This is a genomic window from Pedobacter punctiformis (assembly GCF_027213715.1).
GTDB lineage: Bacteria > Bacteroidota > Bacteroidia > Sphingobacteriales > Sphingobacteriaceae > Pedobacter > Pedobacter punctiformis.
This window is the reverse complement of the sequence record NZ_JAPWGM010000005.1, coordinates 312,786-333,277: the sequence shown is the minus strand read 5'-3', so window position 1 is coordinate 333,277 and position 20,492 is coordinate 312,786. Positions and strand designations below refer to the sequence as shown.

Here is a 20,492-nt window from a genome sequence, read left to right as displayed (position 1 = left end):
TATACTGAGGAACGAAGACCTCATTCCTCAGCATAACAAATTTATTTTAGCAGTATTGCTCAAATGCACCAATTAAATTATCGGCAATCATTTGTGCAGGACGGCCTTCAATCTGGTGACGTTCAATCATGTGAACCAATTTACCATCTTTAAATAAAGCCATAGCCGGTGAAGATGGAGGAAAAGGCATCATATAATTTCTAGCCTGATCAACCGCTTCTTTTTCCATTCCTGCAAATACAGTAACCAATTTATCCGGATGTTTTTCGTGTGCTGCTGCTGCTCTTGCCGCCGGACGTGCATTTGCCGCCGCACAACCGCATACGGAGTTTACAACCACCAAAACAGTTCCTTCGCCTTTTATAGCGGCATCTACTTCCTGTGCATTTTTTAATTCTTCAAAACCTACGTTAGTTAATTCCTTACGCATTGGTTCTACTAAATATTCTGGATACATTTATCTTCCTTTTTTTATTTACTGATATTCAGGTACAAAAATAAGAAAATCGAACAGTAGAAACTGTCCGATTTATATTTTTTAGGTAAAATTAAAACTTACCTAACATTTTATTGAAGACCTTTTTGTTCTAACATCTCTTTCATCAACTGCGGATCTTTAAGTGCAGCCCATCCAAAAACAACAATAGTTATAATTAAAGCAGCGATGTATAAGGCACTTAAAACAACGCCTATAATGGCACAAATCTTACCTGCTTTAGTGTTTTTATAGGATGATATTGAATAAGCGTTGGGGTTTAAGTTATATTTTTTAATATCGCCGTTTGATAAAACCCATGCAATAATTCCAAACACCAAGCCTATACCATAACAGCAGCAACCAGGGATTGATAAAATACCTAAAACCAATGCAATTGTTGCATTTGGCAAATTTTGTTGTCCCATTCCGCCTCCAAACTGACCAAATGGCGGTGGTTGCTGAAATGGTGGCGGTTGTACTGGTCCATTATTTACAGGCTCAACAGCCTCTGATTCATTCTTAATTGGTTCGAATGGTTGGTTTCCTTGTTCATCTGACATAAGCTAATTTAGTAATTGGTGGTTGTATATTTTGTAAATGTAATTGATTAAGATAATTACTGCAACACCAGCAAACACAATTTTTATTAACTGTGCCCCAAATTTGAAATCGAATTTAAGATGCAAAAGCGTAAAAATTACGATAAAAATTAAAGGTATAGTTGCCGGATATAGCTTAAACGACTCAATAACATTGCCTCTAAACAAACTTATAACTGATCGCTGCAAACCGCAGCCTGGACAATCTACGCCAAAATGTGCCTTCAACGGACAGGTTAAAAGGTGATGACTTAACCAATCTAAAAAACCGTTATGTTGATGCACCATCTATACTGATTATATTTCCTTGCTTATCTTTCCAAATTTTATATTTCTCCAGGTCTTTTACAACTTGTTTATAAACCAGATTTAAAACAAATACATCATCGATTAAGCCGAGTACGGGAATAAAATCGGGTACCACATCAACAGGAGAAAGAAAATAAATTAATCCGCCAATAATAGCAACAATAGAACCTTTTGGTATTTCGGTATAACTGCCATTTACATAATCTTTAGAAACAGCGAACAATAACAAAAGCTTAGACCAAACGCCTTCTAAATCTCCTTTATTGGTTACTGCTTTTCCTAGCGCCTCCTGAATGGTATCAGTTGCCTTGCTTTTATCATTTAATATAACTGTAGCCTTATCTTTCGATTTTTTAAAAAAGGCCAATATTTTTTGCCTGTTCAGTTTCATAATTAATCTATTACAAATTAACGGCCAAAAGCATCATAATTGTCTTTCTTTTACTTGTGCAAAAACAGAATTAGATAAAAAGCCTATGACCAAAAAAAAATATTTTTTTCATCTGATGAAATCTTTAAAGCGTAGATTTGATCATATCCAGAATGTCATCTACATATTTACGTTCATTCGCTAAACGTGGTACTTTATGCTGCCCGCCTAATTTATCTTTCGCTTTAAGCCAATTATAAAATGTATTTACAGGCGCATTATGCACCAGCGGACGTCGAAGTGCCATATCTTTAAAACGCTTGGCATCATAATCTGAGTTTACTGCTCTCAGTGTCTGATCCATAACATCCACAAATTTTTCAAAATCATTGGGTTGTTTGTCAAATTCAATAATCCATTCGTGTCCTCCAGCCTGCTCACCTTTAAAATAAATTGGTCCGGCGGTGTAATCCTTAATTTCAGCACCGGTTTCCAAACATGCTTTTGTCAGCGCCTGCTCCGCATTATCAATAATCACTTCTTCGCCAAAGGCATTGATAAAATGCTTGGTTCTGCCCGTAATTTTTATTCTGTAAGGCGATAAGGAAGTAAATTGAATGGTATCGCCAATCATGTAACGCCACAAACCGCCATTGGTAGAAATTACAATTGCATAATTTTTATGCAGTTCCACTTCTCCTAAAAGTAAAGCTGCCGGGTTTTCATCGTGAATATTTTCCATTGGAATAAATTCATAGAAAATACCATAATCCAGCATCAGCAGCATTTCTTCTGAATTATCCTGATCCTGAATACCAAAAAATCCTTCGGATGCATTATAAGTTTCCAGATAATACATTTCATTAGAAGGAATTAGTTGTTTAAACTGCTCGCGGTAAGGTGCAAAATTTACGGCTCCATGAACATAAAGTTCCAGGTTTGGCCATACTTCCAATAAATTACTCTTGCCGGTAAGTTCTAAAACCTTTTTAGCAAGCACAATAGTCCAGGTGGGTACTCCTGAAATACTGGTTACATTTTCCTGAATGGTGGCTTCGGCCATCCGGTCCATCTTAATTTCATAGTTGTCCATCAAAGCGATAGACATATCCGGCGTACGGTAATATTCTGCCCAGATTGGCAGGTTTTTAATCAGAACAGCAGATAAATCACCATAAAAACAATCTTCGTTGAGCTGATTTACCTGATGGCTTCCACCCAAAACCAAACCTTTACCGGTAAACATCTGATTATCGGGACGGTTGTTGCAATAAATAGAAAGCATATCCTTACCACCTTTAAAGTGGCATTCTTCTAAACTTTCTTCAGAAACCGGTATAAACTTACTTCTATCGCTGGTGGTACCCGATGATTTTGCAAACCATTTGATATCCGAAGGCCACAAAATATTTTGTTCACCCGCCAGCATCCTTTCAATGTAGGGCTTTAAAGTATCGTAATTTTGAATGGGAACGCGTTCCTGATATTGTTGAGGAGTTAAAATAGATTTGTAATCGTACAGTTTGCCCCACTCTGTGTTTTCTGCGCTGTCAATAAGCGTATGAAACCACTCTTCCTGAACATCATGTGGGTATTTCATAAAAAGCTCGATCTGATGGATCCGCTTTTTCATTAACCAGGTAAAAATCGAATTTACAAATGCCATGTGCTTATCAGAAAATTAAAAATTCTTTCGTTTCAAAACAAAGTTAGAACCTAAATACACTTTTCTAACCATTTCATTTTCTGCGAGAACCTCGGGAACACCTTGTTCTAAAATTTTACCTTCAAAAAGTAAATAAGCCCGGTCGGTAATGGAAAGTGTTTCCTGCACATTGTGATCTGTAATCAGGATACCAATATTTTTATGCTTTAGTTTAGCTACAATAGATTGAATTTCTTCTACTGCAATTGGATCTACCCCGGCAAATGGTTCATCCAAAAGAATAAAATTTGGATTTGCGGCTAAAGCTCGGGCAATCTCCGTACGCCGGCGCTCGCCTCCTGAAAGTAAATCTCCACGGTTTTTACGAACTTTATGTAAACTGAATTCATTTATAAGTTCTTCCAGTTTTTCCCGTTGCTCTTCTTTACTCATTTTGCTCATTTCCAAAATGGCCAGAATGTTTTCTTCAACAGTTAGCTTTCTAAAAACCGAGGCTTCCTGCGCTAAATAACCAATCCCCTTTTGTGCCCTGCGATACATTGCATCTTCAGTAATATCTTCTTCTTCCAGATAAATACGGCCCTGATTTGGCTTAATTAAACCAACAATCATGTAAAATGAAGTTGTTTTACCCGCACCATTTGGTCCTAAAAGCCCAACAATCTCTCCCTGACTTACATTAAAAGAAACATCATTTACAACGGTACGCTGTTTATATTTTTTAACCAGATTTTCGGCTCTTAATATCATTCGTATTTATGATTTTAGGTTTACAATTTTAGATTTTGACCAAAACAGCAACCTTATGTTATTTTTTTACCAGGCTAAACACTTAAGCAATTATTATTTTTCGGCTTCAGTTTTTAGCTTTAATTAACTTTTATTCCTTTAATATTGAGCTGCAAACGTCTTTTCTCCCGCCATACATTTTCTTCAATGGTATAACAAACAGAAAAAGGGACTTTTAGTTGTAAAAGATTTTCAAATTCTGCCAGACCATAACCAATGCCTTCAAAAATACTGGAATTTTGTTGTTTTACGTTAATTTTTAAATGATTTGCACCCACTGCCATGGCCCGCTGGGTTAGGTATACATTGTGCGTTACAAAAATCGGCGACATATTTTCCGGGCCGAAAGGGCCCATTTGGGATAAAATCCTAAAAAATTTACCATCAATCTGAGCCAGTTCTATTTCTGCATCGATTTTAATCATCGGAATCAATAGTTCATCGGTAATGCTTGCAGCGACAATTTTTTCGAATTTATCGGCAAAAGCATTTACATTATCTTGTTGCATGGTTAATCCGGCAGCAAATTTATGCCCACCGTACTGATCCAATAAATCAGCACAGCCGCTTAAAGCTTCGTACAAATCAAAACCTGCCACCGACCGGCAGGAACCGGCAACTAATCCATTTGATTTTGTGAGTACAATGGTTGGACGATAATATTTTTCTGTTAAACGGGACGCTACAATTCCGATTACACCTTTATGCCAGTTCTCATTAAAAACGACAGTAGTTTTACGGTTAATCAGTATTTCACTTTCATCAATTAAAGCAAGAGCTTCGCGGGTAATGTCCTGATCGAATGTTTTTCTTTCTGTATTTTTAAGGTTAATCAATTCACTTTGTTCCGCAGCATTTACCTCTTCATCACAAAGCAACATGGCAACAGCATGTTTGGCATGATCGATCCGGCCGGCCGCATTAATTCTTGGCCCCAAAGTAAAAACCACATCTGTAATGGTATAGTTTTCAGTTTTACCCGAAATTTCCATTAAAGATTTTAATCCCTGGCAAGGACTGGTATTGAGTTTTTTTAATCCATAATAGGCTAAAATCCGGTTTTCGCCTACTACGGGAACAATATCTGCGGCAATGCTAACCATAACCAAATCCAGGTACTGCAAATAGGTATGCTGAGCTAAATTATGTTTTTGGGCATAGGCCTGGGCAAGTTTAAAGCCAATGCCACAACCCGCCAATTCTTTAAAAGGATATTCGCAATCGTTTCTTTTTGGGTCCAAAACAGCAACTGCTTTTGGTAACTCCTCTCCCGGCAAATGGTGATCGCAGATAATAAAATCAATGTTTAAAGTATTGGCGTAGTCAATTTTATCAATGGATTTTATTCCGCAATCTAAGGCAATGATTAAAGAAAATCCATTCTGGTAAGCATAATCTATTCCGGCAGTAGAAATGCCGTAGCCTTCCAGATAACGATCCGGGATATAATATTCAATGTTTGGAGTCAGTTGAGAAAAAAAGCTGTAAGCCAGCGCAACAGAGGTTGTTCCGTCTACATCATAATCACCATAAATCAGAATTTTCTCCTCATTAGCTATCGCTTTTGCAATGCGATCAATGGCCAGATCCATATCCTTCATTAAAAAAGGATCGTGAAGATGATCGATTTGTGGTCTGAAAAAATCTCTTGCCTGATCAAAATCACAAATATTTCTGTTGACTAAAATCTCTGCAAGCGACTGGTCTATATTGAGTTGTTCAGCTATTGTTGTTACGGTATCATTATTGCATTTTGATGCCAGCACCCATCTTTTTTCCATCTAGTATTGTTTCCGAACAGTAAATATACATTTTAATTGAACTCTTTTCGCCTATTCAAATGGCATGCGGTATTCAATCTAAAAACATTATACGGAAAATACTGGCATTTACTTATTTAGAATTACCCGGATATTCTTTAAAAAGTTTTAAAAGATGTTCCTTTTGCTGAGCGAATTTACTTTCATCAATCAGGTTTACGCGTTCGGATGGATCCCAGGAAAGATTGAACAACTCAACAAGCTCCTGATTATCTTTTTTGGTAATCCTTAGTTTCCAATCCCCATCTTTTACACCTTCTAAAACGTAGTTATGATAGTAAATTGGGCGATGCACTTTATGGTCATTTTTATTGGTTAACAAGCCAGCCACAGATTCTCCATCATAAATTTTCTCTGGAAGTTTGGTTTTGGTCCACTCCGCAATCGTTGGAAAAACATCCAGGTTAGAAAAAGGTTTGGTCAGTTGCTGATCATTTAAAGTATGGCCTTTCCAGTACACAATAAACGGAACACGATGTCCGCCTTCATAAGAAATAGCTTTCGAGCCTTTGAAATTTCCGGCTGAACCTACATGATAAAATTTAGTAAATCCATCTTCGTACATTCTTGCGGGCGCATTAACCCATGGCCCATTATCACTTGTGAAAATAAAAATGGTGTTATCCGCTTGTCCTGAGGCAACAACCTGTTTCCAGATTTGCGCCAAACCAGCATCCATATCTTCAATTACATCACCAAGTTCTCCACCGGCAGATGGTGTTTTTCTGTTCCTTTGAGCTGCGAAGGCAACAGGCAAATGTGGCATATTTTGCGCCAGATATAAAAAGAACGGTTTTTTACTTTTGGCACTTCTTTTTATAAAATCGATAGATTCTTTGGTGTATAAACCAATTAAGGCGCTATCCTGGGGTTTATAAATTTCGGGCTTTGTATTTCTGAAAATTTTAAGGATTGTATCCGTTTTTACATAAGGGGCCCGATAATCGTGGCTGTAAAGCATCCCATAAAATTCATCGAAACCCTTTTTATTGGGTAAAGAAACACCATGATCACCAAGATGCCATTTACCAATCAATGCCGTATTATAACCCGATGTTTTCAGCATTTGAGCTATGGTAACTTCATCCTGCGGCATCCCCCTTTTATCTCCCGGGCCTATTGGTTGAGGCAAATCCATCCTGCTGCAATACCTTCCGGTTAATAAAGAGGCCCGTGATGGGGTACAGGTTGGCGATGTGGTTACGAAATTTGTTGCTTTAATCCCTTTACTAGCCATATCATCCAGAAAGGGTGTTTTTATCAAAGGATTTCCGTAGCAGGATATATCACTATAGCCCATATCATCAGCTAAAACAATAATTACATTTGGTTTCTGTTGTGCAAATAAGGTTGAAACTACACTCAAAAAGAATATGAAGATGGGTAATATTTTTTTCATTGGAATAATTTGCCTCAATTTAGGAATGATTTTTTACATTAAAAGGAAGTATCCAAGCTTTTACTAAAACGATACTGCAAATAGATTGTTAACTTTGCACAGAAATAATAAATCTTAATATTTTGCAAGTTTATACCTTATTCGAAGGAACATATTCAGTTGATGCAACCAAGAAATTCGTTCCGTTTGATTCCACCATACATAGTTTTAAAGACAGACCTGCTTCTTTATTCATTAACGTTCAACCATTTTTAGTTGAATTGCAAAATGACCTTGTTTTATTTGACACTGGTTTAGGTTTTAGTGACGAACAGGGAGAATTGATTTTGCATAAAAATATTCGCAATGCAGGTTTTGATCCAACCGATGTAACCAAAGTGCTAATGTCGCATTTGCATTTTGACCATTCGGGTGGAATGATTCACAACCAGGGTAACAAATTAGAATTAAGTTTTCCGGATGCAGAATATATAATTAACCGCGGTGAATGGGAAATGGCTTTCAGCACTAAATCTTCTTCTTACCACACCGATATATTTGATTTTGTACAGCGCAACGCTCAAATTGAATTTGTAGAAGGCGATGGACAATTGAATGAAGCAATAAGTTATGAATTTACGGGTGCGCATACTCCAAATCACCAGGTTTTCTTATTAACAGAGGGTAATCAAAAGGTGTTTTTTGGTGGTGATGTTTTACCGGAACCCGAAGAACTGGTTAAAAATTTTATTGCTAAATATGATTTCGACGGGCGTAAAGCGATGGAATTGCGCAAGGAATTTGGTAAAAGAGCTGCAGAAGAAAACTGGGAATGTTTATTTTATCATGGTAAAAGTGCTGCAACAGGTTTTGTTGATGAGATTGAAGGTGGGTTTAAAATAAGATAAATACCGAAAGCTTAAAGACCATGCTGAAGAAAGAAGCAGGATAGAGAAAACAAAAAAGGCCTGCTCAAATGAGCAGGCCTTTAATTTTCCTGACCGGAAATAATTATTTCTTAGCTACTAATTTAACAGCAAGTTCAAACTCATCGTTAATTGCTTTGTCGCCAATGCTATCGAAGAATGATTTAGAACCATATTTAATGTCATATTTAGTTCTGTCTACAACTATTTTACCAGCTAAAGCACTTACAGTACCATCCGCATTTACTGTTACAGTTGCAGGAAAGCTTAATGGTTTAGTAATCCCTTTAATGGTTAAGTTACCTGAAACCGTTACGTTAGCACCAGCACCAGCAACTTTAGTAATTACGAAAGTTGAAGTTGGAAATTTAGCTACACCGAAGAAGTCATCCGCTTTTAAGTGACCTTCTAATTTAGCACTTCCGTCTGCATCTTTAATTGAATTCATATCGATGGTGAAGGTTCCACCTGTTACACTTTTACCGTTTACTTTTAACGATCCTGATTGTAAAGTAATTGTTCCGTTGTGAGAACCTGTTACTTTTTTGCCAACCCATGTAATAGTTGATTTTGTTGCATCAACAGTATAAGTTACTGGTTTTGTAGGGTTTTTAAAAGCTGACAAAGCTACTACTGCCACTAATAAAAAAATTGAGCCGATTTTTAATTTCATTTTCTGGTTTTTTTAATTTTTGTAAAGGTATATAAATGGTCTGTCTCTTGTTATTGACCTATGTTAAGATTTTAAAATTAATTAGAATTATCTTAATTAAGTGGATAGACTTAAAAATTAGATAAAAGGTTTAATCTGTTTACTTTTAAATGTCAATTTGAAATTCCGTAAATCATTTAATTGTACGCTATATATTTATGTTTGGCTACAGTTGCGGCAAGTATGGCCATGGAAGAACAATTATATATATACAAAAAATTAAATGAAAAATGGATTGCCTGGCTTGAGTTGTCCTACTGGGTAAGTTAATTGCTCTTATTGTATAATGTAATCAAGCTGGTAATGCAAAAAAAATCTGCAGGTTTTATGAAGATATCACAAAACCTGCAGATAAATTATTTAACGAAATGCTTCCCGCGATAACGGGACAAAAAATATTAAGGTACGATTTCCTCTAAATAGCTTTCAACCGGTGGACAAGCACAAATTAATGAGCGGTCTCCATGACTGTCGTTAACCCTGCCTACTGATGGCCAGAACTTACGCTCTAACACATAAGGAAGTGGGAAAGCTGCAGTTTGACGGCTGTAAGCATGCTCCCATTCGTTTGCCGTAATTACAGCAACAGTATGAGGCGAATTTTTCAGTGGATTATCAACTCTATCTAAAGTACCGTTTTCTACATCTGTAATTTCATTCTTAATGGCGATTAGGGCATCACAAAAACGATCCAGCTCATGTTTAGGCTCAGATTCTGTTGGCTCAACCATTAAAGTACCTGCAACCGGGAAAGAAACCGTTGGTGCATGGAAACCATAATCCATTAAACGTTTCGCAATATCGGTAACTTCAATACCGAAAGCTTTGAAAGAACGGCAATCTAAAATCATCTCATGCGCACAACGACCCTGAGCACCTGAATAAAGAACAGGATAATGTTGTTCTAAACGGGCTTTCATGTAGTTAGCATTTAAGATGGCATATTTTGTAGCGTTGGTTAAACCTTCGCTGCCCATCATAGCGATATAAGCATGAGAAATGATTAAAATGGATGCAGAACCCCATGGTGCAGAGGAAACTGCAGAAATTGATTTTCCTTTATCGATATCCACAACTGCGTGGCCAGGAAGATAAGGAACCAAATGTTTTGCAACACCAATTGGGCCCATACCAGGACCACCACCACCGTGAGGAATACAGAAGGTTTTGTGTAAGTTTAAGTGACAAACGTCAGCACCAATATTAGCCGGACTTGTTAAACCAACCTGTGCATTCATATTTGCACCATCCATATAAACTTGTCCGCCATTCGCGTGGATGGTTTCACAAATTTCTACGATACTTTCTTCAAATACACCGTGAGTTGATGGGTAAGTTACCATTAAACACGATAGGTTGTCTTTATGTAATTCTGCTTTCGCTTTTAAATCTTCAACATCGATGTTACCGTTTTCTAAAGATTTAACAACAACAATCTTCATATCAGCCATTGCTGCAGAAGCAGGATTTGTACCGTGAGCTGAAGCGGGGATTAAAGCCACATTACGGTGGAAATCACCACGATCATGGTGATAAGCACGAATAACCATTAAACCAGCATATTCACCTTGCGCACCTGCATTAGGTTGTAAGCTCATTGAGGCAAAACCTGTAATTTCACTTAGCCATTTATCCAGTTCGTTAAAAACAGAATAGTAACCTAAAACCTGATCAGCTGGTGCAAACGGGTGTACGCGACCGAAGTGAGACCAGGTAACCGGAATCATTTCTGCAGTAGCGTTTAATTTCATGGTACAGCTACCCAGGGCAATCATTGAATGGCAAAGAGATAAATCTTTTGCTTCTAATGATTTAATGTAACGCAACATTTCATGTTCTGAATGGTGCGAATTAAAAATAGGGTGTGTTAAATAGGCCGAAGTACGTTGTAATGCCGAAGGAATTACGGTTTCTACCTGCTCCACTACCTCAACCTGATCTGCTGCTACGGCTTTAACTTTAGCAAATATTTTAGCCAATAACTGTACATCTTCGAAAGTACTGGTTTCATCAAAAGAGATGGTTACCGAATTACCATTATAGTTTAAGTTGATTTCGTTATCTAAACAAGCTGCATGAATGCCGCCTTTTAGTTCACCTAAATCAAAACGGATGGTATCGAAATAAGCAGAATTTAATTGTTCGAAACCTAAATTTTTAAGTGTAGCTGCAAGGCTAACGGCTAAACCATGTGTACGTTCGGCAATTGCTTTTAAACCTTTAGGACCGTGATAAGCTGCATAAAAACCGGCCATAATAGCCAGTAAAGCTTGTGCAGTACAAATATTTGAAGTTGCTTTATCTCTGCGAATGTGCTGCTCACGCGTTTGTAAAGCCATACGTAAAGCGTAATCGCCATGGCTATCAATGGTTACCCCAATAATACGGCCCGGGATTGAACGTTTGTACTCATCTTTAGTTGCAAAGAAAGCGGCATGAGGACCACCAAATCCCATTGGTATACCTAAACGCTGCGTGGTACCTACAACAATATCAGCACCCCATTCGCCTGGAGGCGTTAATAAAGTTAAGCTTAAAATATCGGCAGCAACAGTTAATTTAATATTTTGGTTGTGTAAGGCTGAAGCAAAAGCTGCATAATCATAAACCTCACCATTCCCTGCAGGGTATTGAATAATTGCACCAAAGAAATCTTCGGTTGGCTGGAAAGTTTTGTGATCGCCAATTACAAGCTCAATGCCGTATGGATTAGCACGGGTTTTTAAAATATCTGTTGTTTGGGCAAAAACCAGTTCAGATACAAAGAATTTCTTAGCTGCCTGATTTTTACGGGTACTGTATTGCATAAACATGGCTTCTGCTGCTGCTGTACCTTCATCCAATAAAGAAGCATTTGCAATTTCCATTCCGGTTAAATCAATAACCATAGTTTGGAAATTTAATAAAGCCTGCAAACGACCTTGTGCAATTTCTGCCTGATATGGGGTATATTGTGTATACCATCCTGGATTTTCGAATACATTACGAAGAATTACACCCGGTGTAATGGTATCATAATAACCCTGACCGATAAAGCTTTTGAAAACTTTATTTAACAATGAAGTTTGCTTTAAGGCACCCAGATATTCAGTTTCTGATTTCGCTGCCGGCAAATTTAAAGGTTGTTTTAACCTGATTTTTTGCGGAACAGTTTGTTCTATTAGCGCATCAATAGAATTTACGCCGATAGTTTGCAGCATTTCGGCAGTATCAGCCTCGTTTGGGGCGATATGACGGTTTTGAAAATCTTCCTTGTAATGGATATTTAAGCTCATGCGGTATGATAATAAATTTCGGCAAAGGTAAGAATTTAGGATATGTTTTCCGTTATCAAAACTGTAAAAAACGCGTATGTTTTGCACTAAAAATCAATGATTTTACCGCCTGGCTCCATCCTGGCTAAATCAAACGTTTGAGTAATTTTTGCCGGGCAAAGAACTTTTTGAAAAGATATTAGCCAGAAGGCTCAGGATGACAAATTGTTAAACTATAAAATATATTTGGAAAGCAGGGTTCTGCGCACATTGGTTATGCAAGCCCTGCCATACGCTTTACGCTCCCGGAAATCGGGATCGTGTTCGCTCCTGTCAGGTTTAATTTAGCCAGGTTTACCGCTGTAAACTAAACCCGACAGCGACGATTCTGATTCTTAATCAGAAATAGTGAATGGCGGGACTATTTCTGCAAATAACCACTGACATGCGTTTCCTCATCAGAAAAAATTAATTATCTCTGGTCATTTCACAAGCTTAAGACAACAAATTATGCTGTTATTTCTGCACCTTCCAGCCTTCATCTTTGCTTAACTTAAGTTTATAAGTTTTGGTAATGAAGTTGCTATTCTTGTTTGCTTCTTTATCGAATGGAGCAAAGTCTGTTGTTACCATTTTCAAAGATACCGTTACCTTCGCCGTACTCGAATTTACTTGTTCAAAGTCTACAGGCTTTTCGTCTGACAAAACATATTCTATCACTTTTACCGTTGCTTTATCACTTTCTTGCTTTAAAACCAAAGGGCTTGCCTTATCGGTCAAAGTAATTTGATAAACATAACTGCTGTCTTTTGAAAGGAATTTTTTCTTAGCCTCTTTCAAACTTAAAGAAACCAAACCTTTACTGGCCAAGGTTTTATATTTTCCCAGTTCGAACATATCGTTCGTATTGCTAAATTTTATTTCACCAAACTTAAAATGAGCAGTTTTATACTCCGGGTTAGCTTTTAAATAATCAGTAATTACTTCACCTGCTTCATTTTGGTTAATGGTTGTTTTGGTTTTACATCCAACAAAACCGATAACAAGAAAGGAGAGAATATAAATGGTAAGGTTCTTCATAGTTATATTATTTACACTGATTAAAGATATTTAATTTTTTAGAATTCAGAAATGTTTTCCGAGGGTTGCAAAAGCCGGTACAAGTTTAATTACTTTTCTTTAAATATTTCAGGTTGGGTAAAATCATGGCTGATAAAATTACGACTACCCCAACCCAGCGTAAAAACGAAACCTGTTCATGCAAAACCAAACCGGCCATAATGATGGCTACGGGTAATTCTGCCGCACTTAATATGGAACTTAATGCCGTACCTACTCTTGGCACACCTTCTGCATAAAATAATGGTGGAATAACCGTACCAAAAACAGCAATAATTAGTCCCCATTTAAACAGGCTTCCGCTCAATGCGCCATTAAATAAAAATACAGGCGGAAAAATAATAAAAATCAATATGCAGGCACCGGTAATCATTAAGGCACTTTTCTTTAATACCGGATATTCGGTTCCTATTCTGCCGCTTAACATTAAAAAGCCTGCATAGCAGAGTGCTGCGAGCAAACCAAAACCAATCCCTGTTAAATTAAGGGTATCTAATTTTACTTCCAGCATACCGCTTGCTAAAACCGTACCGCCTAAAACAAGCAAAATGGCTAAAAATTGTAATTCTGTTGGCTTTTTCTTAAAAATTATGAGTTCCATTAAAATACTCATCCAAATAAATTGCATTAATAAAATAATGGCTACAGAATTTGGAACCAATTTTACGCATTGATAATAAAATATACTCACTAACCCTGTGCAACATCCGGCAAGCAGCATTTTCCACCAGGGTGTTTTAATTACGATTTCTTTTGATTTATAACCGGATGTTTTGGTTTGAAAAAAGAAGAGTACCCATAAAATTACGGCACCGAAAAAAGCCTGGGTTCCGGTTACATCCCCTAAAGTATACCCTTCATGGTAGGCCAGTTTAACAAAAGTAGACAGGATACCAAAACTGCAGGCACCAAAAAATACAAGGAGAATTCCTTTTAACATAAGATGTTTTATGAATAATAAGATATATAGTCAAGGCGATGAAGAACAAATTATCTTTTAAAGGATTTACTCAAACATCTGATTTTGCAGCTAAGATTCTTATTTAAGTTGTTGTAAATATTTTTGAACCGTCGTTTCCAAACCGAAATAAAGTGCATCGCTAATTAATGCGTGACCAATAGAAACTTCTAATAAACCGGGGATGCTTTGTGCAAAATAATGCAGGTTGTGCAAATCCAAATCATGGCCGGCGTTAATGCCTAAACCCAAAGCATTTGCTTTATGTGCTGCTGCGATATAAGATATAATTGCTTTTTCACGATCTGCATAATAATTATGTGCGTAAGCTTCAGTGTACAATTCAATCCGGTCTGTTCCGGTTTCAGCTGCACCTTCTACCATTTCTACAACAGGATCTACAAAAATGGAAACCCTGATGCCTTCCTTTTGAAAAACAGCCACCATTTCCTTTAAATAATCCTTATGTTTAATGGTATCCCAACCGTGGTTTGACGTAATTTGTCCTTCAGCATCCGGCACCAAAGTAACTTGTGCTGGTTTGTTAGCCAGCACCAAATCAACAAATTTATCTTCTTTACAGTTGCCTTCGATGTTAAATTCTGTAGCAATAACGGCTTTCAAATCATATACATCCTGATAGCGGATATGACGTTCATCAGGTCTTGGATGCACCGTAATGCCCTGTGCGCCAAAACGCTCGCAATCAAGCGCAACTTTTACTAAATCAGGATTATTACCACCGCGACTGTTGCGAAGGGTTGCAATTTTATTGATATTAACGGAAAGCTTTGTCATGCGGTAAAGATAAGGCTTTACCTTTCTTAATCCAGTCGCTTCAATAATTTTGACATTTTTATTCCCATATTTGTTATTTCAAATGAACATAACGGAGAATAAACTGTATAAATTTTTGATTGCGCTTATTGTAATTATAAGTACAATTGCGCTTTTCAGCGATGTAATGGAGAACGATTCGGCACTTTATGCTTCCATTGCAAAAAACATGATTTTACGCAACGACTGGTCTAACCTGTATGTTAGAGGGCTGGATTGGCTGGATAAGCCACATTTAACTTTTTGGCTGGCTGCAGTATTCTTTAAAATTTTTGGTTTTACTGGTTTTGCTTACAAACTCCCTTCCTTTTTATTTGGCTTACTGGGCGCATGGTACTTGTATAAACTGGCTAAAGATTTATATGATGAACAAATTGGTTTAATCAGCGCTTTAATTTTCCTTACTGCCTTACACATTTTGATTTCTACTTTTGATGTACGGGCAGAAGTTTACATTACCACCTTTACACTGGCTTCTATTTATCATTATTACAAGGCTCATTATTTCTCTTTCTGGCATATTGTTGCGGGTTCACTTGCCGCTTCGTGTGCCATTATGATCAAAGGAATATTTGTTTTAATTCCGGTATTCGCAGGTTTTATTATTTACTGGTTCTTTAACAACCAGCTTAAACAGCTGCTGAAATTGAAATGGTGGATTGCTATTCTATTGATATTCGTTTTCATTATTCCTGAACTTTACACTTTATATATCCAGTTTGACTTACATCCTGAAAAAGTTGTGTTTGGAAAAACGAATGTATCCGGCTTAAAATTCTTTTTTTGGGACAGCCAGTTTGGGCGTTTTTTTAACAATGGTCCGATAAAAGGTAAAGGCGATATTTCTTTCTTTTTACACACTACGCTTTGGGCCTTTTTACCCTGGTCGGTACTATTTTATGTAGGGGTGGTTAACCTTTTTAAAAGAAAAAACAGAACTGATTTACCTGCTGAAACCATTATCATTTGGGCAAGTGCGGCAGTAACTTTCTTAATTTTTTCTTTATCCAAATTTCAATTGCCACATTACATATTGATCATATTTCCACAGTTTGCCATAATAACAGCTCTATATCTAAAAAAACTGGGAGAAAAAGGCTTAAAGATATTTTCAACCATTCAAAACCTGATTTATATTTTAGTGGTCATTCTTCTTTCTGCTTTAGCCATTTTTTACAATCTCGACTATAAATATTTGGCCATTGCTGTAGTAGTATTGATTTTCGGAATTGCATTTTTACTATTTAAGGGCACTTCGGTTAGCCATATTATTGCAAGAAATACATTTCTATCGGCTGGCTTAATGATTTTTCTTTCCGCGTTCTTCTACCCTTCCGTAATGAAATATGAATCGGGTATGCATGCAGGTAAATGGTTAAGTGAAAATTATCCAACGGGTAAACCTGCTGTGTTACTCAATATAGATTCTTACTCTTTTGATTTTTATGCGCATGGAGAACCTAAATATTTTTGGAGTTATGAAGAGCTGGACAAAGCAATTGATAAAAAAGAACTGATTATTTACCTGCCGGAAACAGAAATGGCAAATCTTAAAAGCAGGTATCAGGTTGAGGTTTTAAAAGATTTTGAATACTACCACGTAACTAAATTAAAAGGTAATTTTATAAATCCTAAAACACGACCAGCGACATTGATTAAATATTATCTGGTAAAAATACATTAAGAATGAACCTGTTTTACCGCATCATAAAGTTTGGATTAACCGGTTTGCTTGGCATGGCAATAGATTTTGGCGCCACCTGGCTTTGCAAAGAGCAACTTAAAATAAACAAGTACATTGCAAATGCCATTGGATTTATACTTGCCGTAACCAATAATTATTTAATAAACAGGGTTTGGACTTTTGAAAGTACCAATGCACACTGGGGAACAGAGTTTAGTAAATTTTTAATTGTAAGTTTAATCGGTTTGGGCTTAAACACCTTTATAATTTACCTTTTCCATCAGCGTAAAAATGGCACAAATTTTTATGTAGCCAAGTTTTTTGCGATTATAATTGTATTTGTATGGAATTTTTTGGCAAATATGCTGTTTACCTTTAAGTAACGTTTTTACCAATAAAATAGAATACAAAAAGCCAGATTAATCCTTTAATCAGGAAGAACAGAAAGCCGACAAGCCCCACCCGTTTAAACCATAATTTGACCTTTTCTTTATTCATGGCGATGAGGGTAAAGATAACAGATTTGATCTAAATTAGAAAGATTTTAAATAAGGAATAACAAGTTCTTAGTTTTTGTACTTTAACATATGACCATGATTAAGGCAAGTCGAAGTTTAATTGGTAATGCAATTTTCTATTTGATAAAATATATTCTGATATTATCTTTTCATCTACCAAAACAGCATACTCTCCTTTTCCTGCCGAACCCTTAGCAATTGTATCAAAAATCACTTTAGATCCTGATTTAATCACGACCGATTTTTCCCAGTTACCTGTTACATCTTTTAATTCAATCTGTTTGTCATTCTCGTCAGTATAAGAAATCATTGCTTTTAAGCCTTCAGCAAAATTTGCTTTATAAAGCACTATATAATGATCTTTTTTCGGTATATCTATTTTACCTTTATTTAAGGTATAATCATTTGAGCCAAACTTTGTTAACAATGTGGTACAACTGCTAAACAATATAATGATCAGAAATAAGATAATTGTATTTTTCATATTTGAATTTATCTACTTTATGCTTACCTGACGACGGAAATCAACAATACGTTGCAAGCATAAAAAACCATTGCTTTATTAAAAGGCCTTCAAATATTTTACGATTTTTTTAGCAATAGTTTAATGCTTGTAGCTTTAAAACGGTTATTTACAATTTCACCCGTTACTTCTGCTTTGCTTACTGCATTACAAAAACCATGCTCACCATGTGCATCGCCAAAATCGTCAATGTTTTTTCCGTCCACAAAATAAGCTTTACCATCAATTCGAACGGCTAATTCGCAGTCTTTACCTTTCATTTTAAACTGACACTCCCCACAAGCAATTTCTACAACCTGATTTTTAACCGCTTTTGCAGGTTCGGCTTTTTTAGGTGTTGTTTGTGCATTTGCTGCAACACTAAATAAACCGATAATGAATGTGAATAATAAATTTTTCATGGCTGATTATTTTTTCAAATGTAGGTTTTTCTCTAATAAAAGGGCTTCAAAATTTGTAAAATAAAGCCGGTTGGTATGGAAAGATTTTAGAATTGTAACTGCGGTACTGATTATACTGTTATGCTGAGGAACGAAGTATCTGCAAACTATGAAAGAGATGCTTCGTTCCTCAGCATGACAAATACGCCTTTTTATTTAATTCTATGTGCACAAAAAAGGGATATGCAAATTGCACATCCCTTTTAATATATTAAGCTGAATATTTATTAGTAACGATATTCATCCGATTTGAACGGGCCTTCTACCGGTACACCAATATAATCTGCCTGGTGCTGATCTAAAACTTCTAATTCTACACCGATTTTTTCTAAATGTAAACGGGCAACTTTTTCATCTAAATGTTTAGGCAAAGTATAAACTTTGTTTTCGTATTGATCTGTGTTGGTCCAAAGTTCTAATTGAGCTAAAGTCTGGTTGGTAAATGAGTTACTCATTACGAAACTTGGGTGACCAGTTGCGCAACCTAAGTTAACCAAACGACCTTCAGCAAGAACAATTACATCTTTACCGTCGATTGTATATTTATCAACCTGAGGTTTGATTTCAACTTTAGTATTTCCGTAAGCACTATTTAGCCAGGCCATATCAATTTCGTTATCAAAGTGACCAATGTTACAAACGATAGCTTTATCTTTTAATGCCCTGAAATGTTTTTCGCGAACAATATCACAGTTACCAGTAGTGGTTACTACAATATCTGCTTCTTTAATTGCAGTATCTAATCTTTTAACTTCATAACCTTCCATTGCAGCTTGTAAAGCACAAATTGGATCAATTTCAGTTACGATCACGCGTACACCCTGCGAACTTAAAGATTCAGCAGAACCCTTACCTACATCACCATAACCGCAAACAACAGCTACTTTACCTGCCATCATTACGTCAGTTGCACGACGAATTGCATCCACTAATGATTCACGGCATCCGTATTTGTTGTCAAATTTAGATTTAGTTACTGAATCGTTAACGTTAATTGCCGGTAAGTGTAGCGTTCCATTTTTCATACGTTCGTATAAACGGTGAACACCGGTTGTAGTTTCTTCTGATAAACCTTTAATTGCGGCAATTAATTCAGGATATTTATCGAAAACCATGTTGGTTAAATCACCACCATCGTCTAGGATCATATTTAATGGTTGTTGCTCTGGACCGAAGTGTAAAGTTTGTTCAATACACCAGTCAAATTCCTGCTCATTTAAACCTTTCCAGGCGTAAACCTGAATACCAGCAGCAGCGATTGCCGCAGCAGCGTGATCCTGAGTAGAAAAAATATTACAAGATGACCAGGTCACTTCTGCACCTAAAGCCACTAATGTTTCGATTAAAACCGCTGTTTGGATGGTCATGTGCAGACAGCCTGCAATACGAGCTCCTTTTAGTGGTTGAGATGGACCGAATTCTTTACGTAAACTCATTAAACCTGGCATTTCTGCTTCGGCTAATCCGATTTCTTTACGGCCCCATTCTGCCAGTGAAATGTCCTTAACTTTGTAAGGGATATAAGTTGTCTCTACTGATGACATAATTTATTGTTTTTAAATGTGATGCAAAGTTACCACATAGCATTGTGAAAGCCAAATTATAGCCGGTTTGTTAATTGTAAAATAGGAGCAAAAGGATGTATGATTTTTAAAGAAAGGAATCTGAGGAAATTAAAGTAACAAAATGCGAAAGGATAGAACATAAGTCTATCCTTTCGTAATACTTTATAAAATCAGGTATTAGTATACAGGAAGATTCATAAGAACAATTATTCTTTGGCTACCATTATCGTCCTCCATATAAATTTTACCAGTAGCTATCCCGTTAGAAACTTTTACATTCATAATGCTTACAACGTGATCATCCCATTCACTAGAAACGATTTGAACGTATTCAACAATTCCGGTAGAACTATCGCCGTATAATTGAATTACGTCTACACTTGTATCTACTGTCCCTAATAATACAGATACCTTTTGAGATGTTTTTGCAACATTAGTTTGATTGGCATACATCAGAGACATTGTTGTTAAAGTTGTCAGAGCAACAAACATCATAACAATTACTTTTTTCATAGTTATAAACTTAATGATTAAAAACTAGTTAATT

At 36.5% G+C, this 20,492-nt stretch carries 20 protein-coding genes; 3 read left to right on the top strand and 17 right to left on the bottom strand.

Annotation, left to right across the window (positions count from 1 at the left end):
• Positions 1-46 precede the first annotated feature (46 nt).
• From O0955_RS15375 to O0955_RS15345, 8 genes are all read right to left on the bottom strand, one after another.
• On the bottom strand, positions 47-457 hold the full coding sequence (locus O0955_RS15375; protein WP_269428446.1) for a BrxA/BrxB family bacilliredoxin: 411 nt from the start codon (positions 455-457) through the stop codon (positions 47-49).
• Between the two features lie 110 nt (positions 458-567).
• Positions 568-1,038 (bottom strand): CCC motif membrane protein, encoded by a 471-nt coding sequence (locus tag O0955_RS15370; protein ID WP_269428445.1) that lies wholly within the window; start codon positions 1,036-1,038, stop codon positions 568-570.
• Between the two features lie 3 nt (positions 1,039-1,041).
• Complete coding sequence (locus O0955_RS18220) at positions 1,042-1,365, bottom strand: DUF2752 domain-containing protein (protein ID WP_428982455.1); 324 nt, start codon at positions 1,363-1,365, stop codon at positions 1,042-1,044.
• Positions 1,349-1,777: a YkvA family protein gene (locus tag O0955_RS15365; RefSeq protein WP_269428444.1), complete on the bottom strand. Its 429-nt coding sequence runs from the start codon at positions 1,775-1,777 to the stop codon at positions 1,349-1,351. The genes O0955_RS18220 and O0955_RS15365 overlap by 17 nt, the downstream gene beginning before the upstream one ends.
• 124 nt (positions 1,778-1,901) lie before the next feature.
• Positions 1,902-3,422, bottom strand: coding sequence for a GH3 auxin-responsive promoter family protein (locus O0955_RS15360; RefSeq protein WP_269428443.1), 1,521 nt, complete (start codon positions 3,420-3,422; stop codon positions 1,902-1,904).
• Between the two features lie 15 nt (positions 3,423-3,437).
• Entirely contained in the window at positions 3,438-4,172 is a 735-nt protein-coding gene (lptB, locus tag O0955_RS15355) for an LPS export ABC transporter ATP-binding protein (RefSeq protein ID WP_269428442.1), read from the bottom strand.
• Between the two features lie 119 nt (positions 4,173-4,291).
• Positions 4,292-5,992: a single-stranded-DNA-specific exonuclease RecJ gene (gene recJ, locus O0955_RS15350; protein WP_269428441.1), complete on the bottom strand. Its 1,701-nt coding sequence runs from the start codon at positions 5,990-5,992 to the stop codon at positions 4,292-4,294.
• Between the two features lie 112 nt (positions 5,993-6,104).
• Complete coding sequence (locus O0955_RS15345) at positions 6,105-7,430, bottom strand: sulfatase-like hydrolase/transferase (RefSeq protein ID WP_269428440.1); 1,326 nt, start codon at positions 7,428-7,430, stop codon at positions 6,105-6,107.
• Between the two features lie 122 nt (positions 7,431-7,552).
• Between O0955_RS15345 and O0955_RS15340 the strand changes: the two genes are divergently transcribed.
• Positions 7,553-8,317: an MBL fold metallo-hydrolase gene (locus O0955_RS15340; protein WP_269428439.1), complete on the top strand. Its 765-nt coding sequence runs from the start codon at positions 7,553-7,555 to the stop codon at positions 8,315-8,317.
• 103 nt (positions 8,318-8,420) lie between these two features.
• Here the strand turns inward: O0955_RS15340 and O0955_RS15335 are convergent, their stop codons facing one another.
• The 5 genes from O0955_RS15335 to O0955_RS15315 all read right to left on the bottom strand — a co-directional run bounded on the left by O0955_RS15335 (position 8,421) and on the right by O0955_RS15315 (position 15,176).
• Positions 8,421-9,008, bottom strand: coding sequence for a YceI family protein (locus O0955_RS15335; protein WP_269428438.1), 588 nt, complete (start codon positions 9,006-9,008; stop codon positions 8,421-8,423).
• Positions 9,009-9,445: 437 nt separating this feature from the next.
• Positions 9,446-12,322 carry an aminomethyl-transferring glycine dehydrogenase gene (gene gcvP, locus O0955_RS15330; protein ID WP_269428437.1) on the bottom strand — a complete coding sequence of 959 codons (2,877 nt, stop codon included), beginning with the start codon at positions 12,320-12,322 and terminating at the stop codon, positions 9,446-9,448.
• A gap of 495 nt (positions 12,323-12,817) precedes the next feature.
• Positions 12,818-13,381: a hypothetical protein gene (locus tag O0955_RS15325; protein ID WP_269428436.1), complete on the bottom strand. Its 564-nt coding sequence runs from the start codon at positions 13,379-13,381 to the stop codon at positions 12,818-12,820.
• Between the two features lie 85 nt (positions 13,382-13,466).
• On the bottom strand, positions 13,467-14,360 hold the full coding sequence (locus tag O0955_RS15320; protein ID WP_269428435.1) for an EamA family transporter: 894 nt from the start codon (positions 14,358-14,360) through the stop codon (positions 13,467-13,469).
• Positions 14,361-14,459: 99 nt separating this feature from the next.
• Positions 14,460-15,176 carry a pyridoxine 5'-phosphate synthase gene (locus O0955_RS15315; protein WP_269428434.1) on the bottom strand — a complete coding sequence of 239 codons (717 nt, stop codon included), beginning with the start codon at positions 15,174-15,176 and terminating at the stop codon, positions 14,460-14,462.
• Positions 15,177-15,258: 82 nt separating this feature from the next.
• Between O0955_RS15315 and O0955_RS15310 the strand changes: the two genes are divergently transcribed.
• Together O0955_RS15310 and O0955_RS15305 are read left to right on the top strand one after the other, a co-directional pair.
• Positions 15,259-16,899 (top strand): ArnT family glycosyltransferase, encoded by a 1,641-nt coding sequence (locus O0955_RS15310; RefSeq protein WP_269428433.1) that lies wholly within the window; start codon positions 15,259-15,261, stop codon positions 16,897-16,899.
• 2 nt (positions 16,900-16,901) lie between these two features.
• Positions 16,902-17,282, top strand: a complete 381-nt coding sequence (locus O0955_RS15305; protein WP_269428432.1) for a GtrA family protein — start codon at positions 16,902-16,904, stop codon at positions 17,280-17,282.
• Positions 17,283-17,496: 214 nt separating this feature from the next.
• Here O0955_RS15305 and O0955_RS15300 read toward each other — a convergent pair whose 3' ends face one another.
• The 4 genes from O0955_RS15300 to O0955_RS15285 all read right to left on the bottom strand — a co-directional run bounded on the left by O0955_RS15300 (position 17,497) and on the right by O0955_RS15285 (position 20,458).
• Positions 17,497-17,901, bottom strand: a complete 405-nt coding sequence (locus O0955_RS15300) for a hypothetical protein (protein WP_269428431.1) — start codon at positions 17,899-17,901, stop codon at positions 17,497-17,499.
• 98 nt (positions 17,902-17,999) lie between these two features.
• Entirely contained in the window at positions 18,000-18,341 is a 342-nt protein-coding gene (locus O0955_RS15295) for a DUF6370 family protein (RefSeq protein WP_269428430.1), read from the bottom strand.
• Positions 18,342-18,607: 266 nt separating this feature from the next.
• Complete coding sequence (gene ahcY / locus O0955_RS15290) at positions 18,608-19,924, bottom strand: adenosylhomocysteinase (RefSeq protein WP_269428429.1); 1,317 nt, start codon at positions 19,922-19,924, stop codon at positions 18,608-18,610.
• Between the two features lie 198 nt (positions 19,925-20,122).
• On the bottom strand, positions 20,123-20,458 hold the full coding sequence (locus O0955_RS15285; RefSeq protein WP_269428428.1) for a hypothetical protein: 336 nt from the start codon (positions 20,456-20,458) through the stop codon (positions 20,123-20,125).
• Positions 20,459-20,492 lie beyond the last annotated feature (34 nt).

What these genes read in the sequence shown, in the direction of transcription:
- O0955_RS15360 (WP_269428443.1), bottom strand. Translation starts at nt 3,422, where the DNA reads ATGGCATTTGTAAATTCGATTTTTACCTGGTTAATGAAAAAGCGGATC.
- O0955_RS15325 (WP_269428436.1), bottom strand. Translation starts at nt 13,381, where the DNA reads ATGAAGAACCTTACCATTTATATTCTCTCCTTTCTTGTTATCGGTTTT.
- O0955_RS15315 (WP_269428434.1), bottom strand. Translation starts at nt 15,176, where the DNA reads ATGACAAAGCTTTCCGTTAATATCAATAAAATTGCAACCCTTCGCAAC.
- O0955_RS15335 (WP_269428438.1), bottom strand. Translation starts at nt 9,008, where the DNA reads ATGAAATTAAAAATCGGCTCAATTTTTTTATTAGTGGCAGTAGTAGCT.
- gcvP (WP_269428437.1), bottom strand. Translation starts at nt 12,322, where the DNA reads ATGAGCTTAAATATCCATTACAAGGAAGATTTTCAAAACCGTCATATC.
- O0955_RS15370 (WP_269428445.1), bottom strand. Translation starts at nt 1,038, where the DNA reads ATGTCAGATGAACAAGGAAACCAACCATTCGAACCAATTAAGAATGAA.
- O0955_RS18220 (WP_428982455.1), bottom strand. Translation starts at nt 1,365, where the DNA reads ATGGTGCATCAACATAACGGTTTTTTAGATTGGTTAAGTCATCACCTT.
- ahcY (WP_269428429.1), bottom strand. Translation starts at nt 19,924, where the DNA reads ATGTCATCAGTAGAGACAACTTATATCCCTTACAAAGTTAAGGACATT.
- O0955_RS15320 (WP_269428435.1), bottom strand. Translation starts at nt 14,360, where the DNA reads ATGTTAAAAGGAATTCTCCTTGTATTTTTTGGTGCCTGCAGTTTTGGT.
- lptB (WP_269428442.1), bottom strand. Translation starts at nt 4,172, where the DNA reads ATGATATTAAGAGCCGAAAATCTGGTTAAAAAATATAAACAGCGTACC.
- O0955_RS15285 (WP_269428428.1), bottom strand. Translation starts at nt 20,458, where the DNA reads ATGAAAAAAGTAATTGTTATGATGTTTGTTGCTCTGACAACTTTAACA.
- O0955_RS15375 (WP_269428446.1), bottom strand. Translation starts at nt 457, where the DNA reads ATGTATCCAGAATATTTAGTAGAACCAATGCGTAAGGAATTAACTAAC.
- O0955_RS15310 (WP_269428433.1), top strand. Translation starts at nt 15,259, where the DNA reads ATGAACATAACGGAGAATAAACTGTATAAATTTTTGATTGCGCTTATT.
- O0955_RS15345 (WP_269428440.1), bottom strand. Translation starts at nt 7,430, where the DNA reads ATGAAAAAAATATTACCCATCTTCATATTCTTTTTGAGTGTAGTTTCA.
- O0955_RS15305 (WP_269428432.1), top strand. Translation starts at nt 16,902, where the DNA reads ATGAACCTGTTTTACCGCATCATAAAGTTTGGATTAACCGGTTTGCTT.
- recJ (WP_269428441.1), bottom strand. Translation starts at nt 5,992, where the DNA reads ATGGAAAAAAGATGGGTGCTGGCATCAAAATGCAATAATGATACCGTA.
- O0955_RS15300 (WP_269428431.1), bottom strand. Translation starts at nt 17,901, where the DNA reads ATGAAAAATACAATTATCTTATTTCTGATCATTATATTGTTTAGCAGT.
- O0955_RS15295 (WP_269428430.1), bottom strand. Translation starts at nt 18,341, where the DNA reads ATGAAAAATTTATTATTCACATTCATTATCGGTTTATTTAGTGTTGCA.
- O0955_RS15365 (WP_269428444.1), bottom strand. Translation starts at nt 1,777, where the DNA reads ATGAAACTGAACAGGCAAAAAATATTGGCCTTTTTTAAAAAATCGAAA.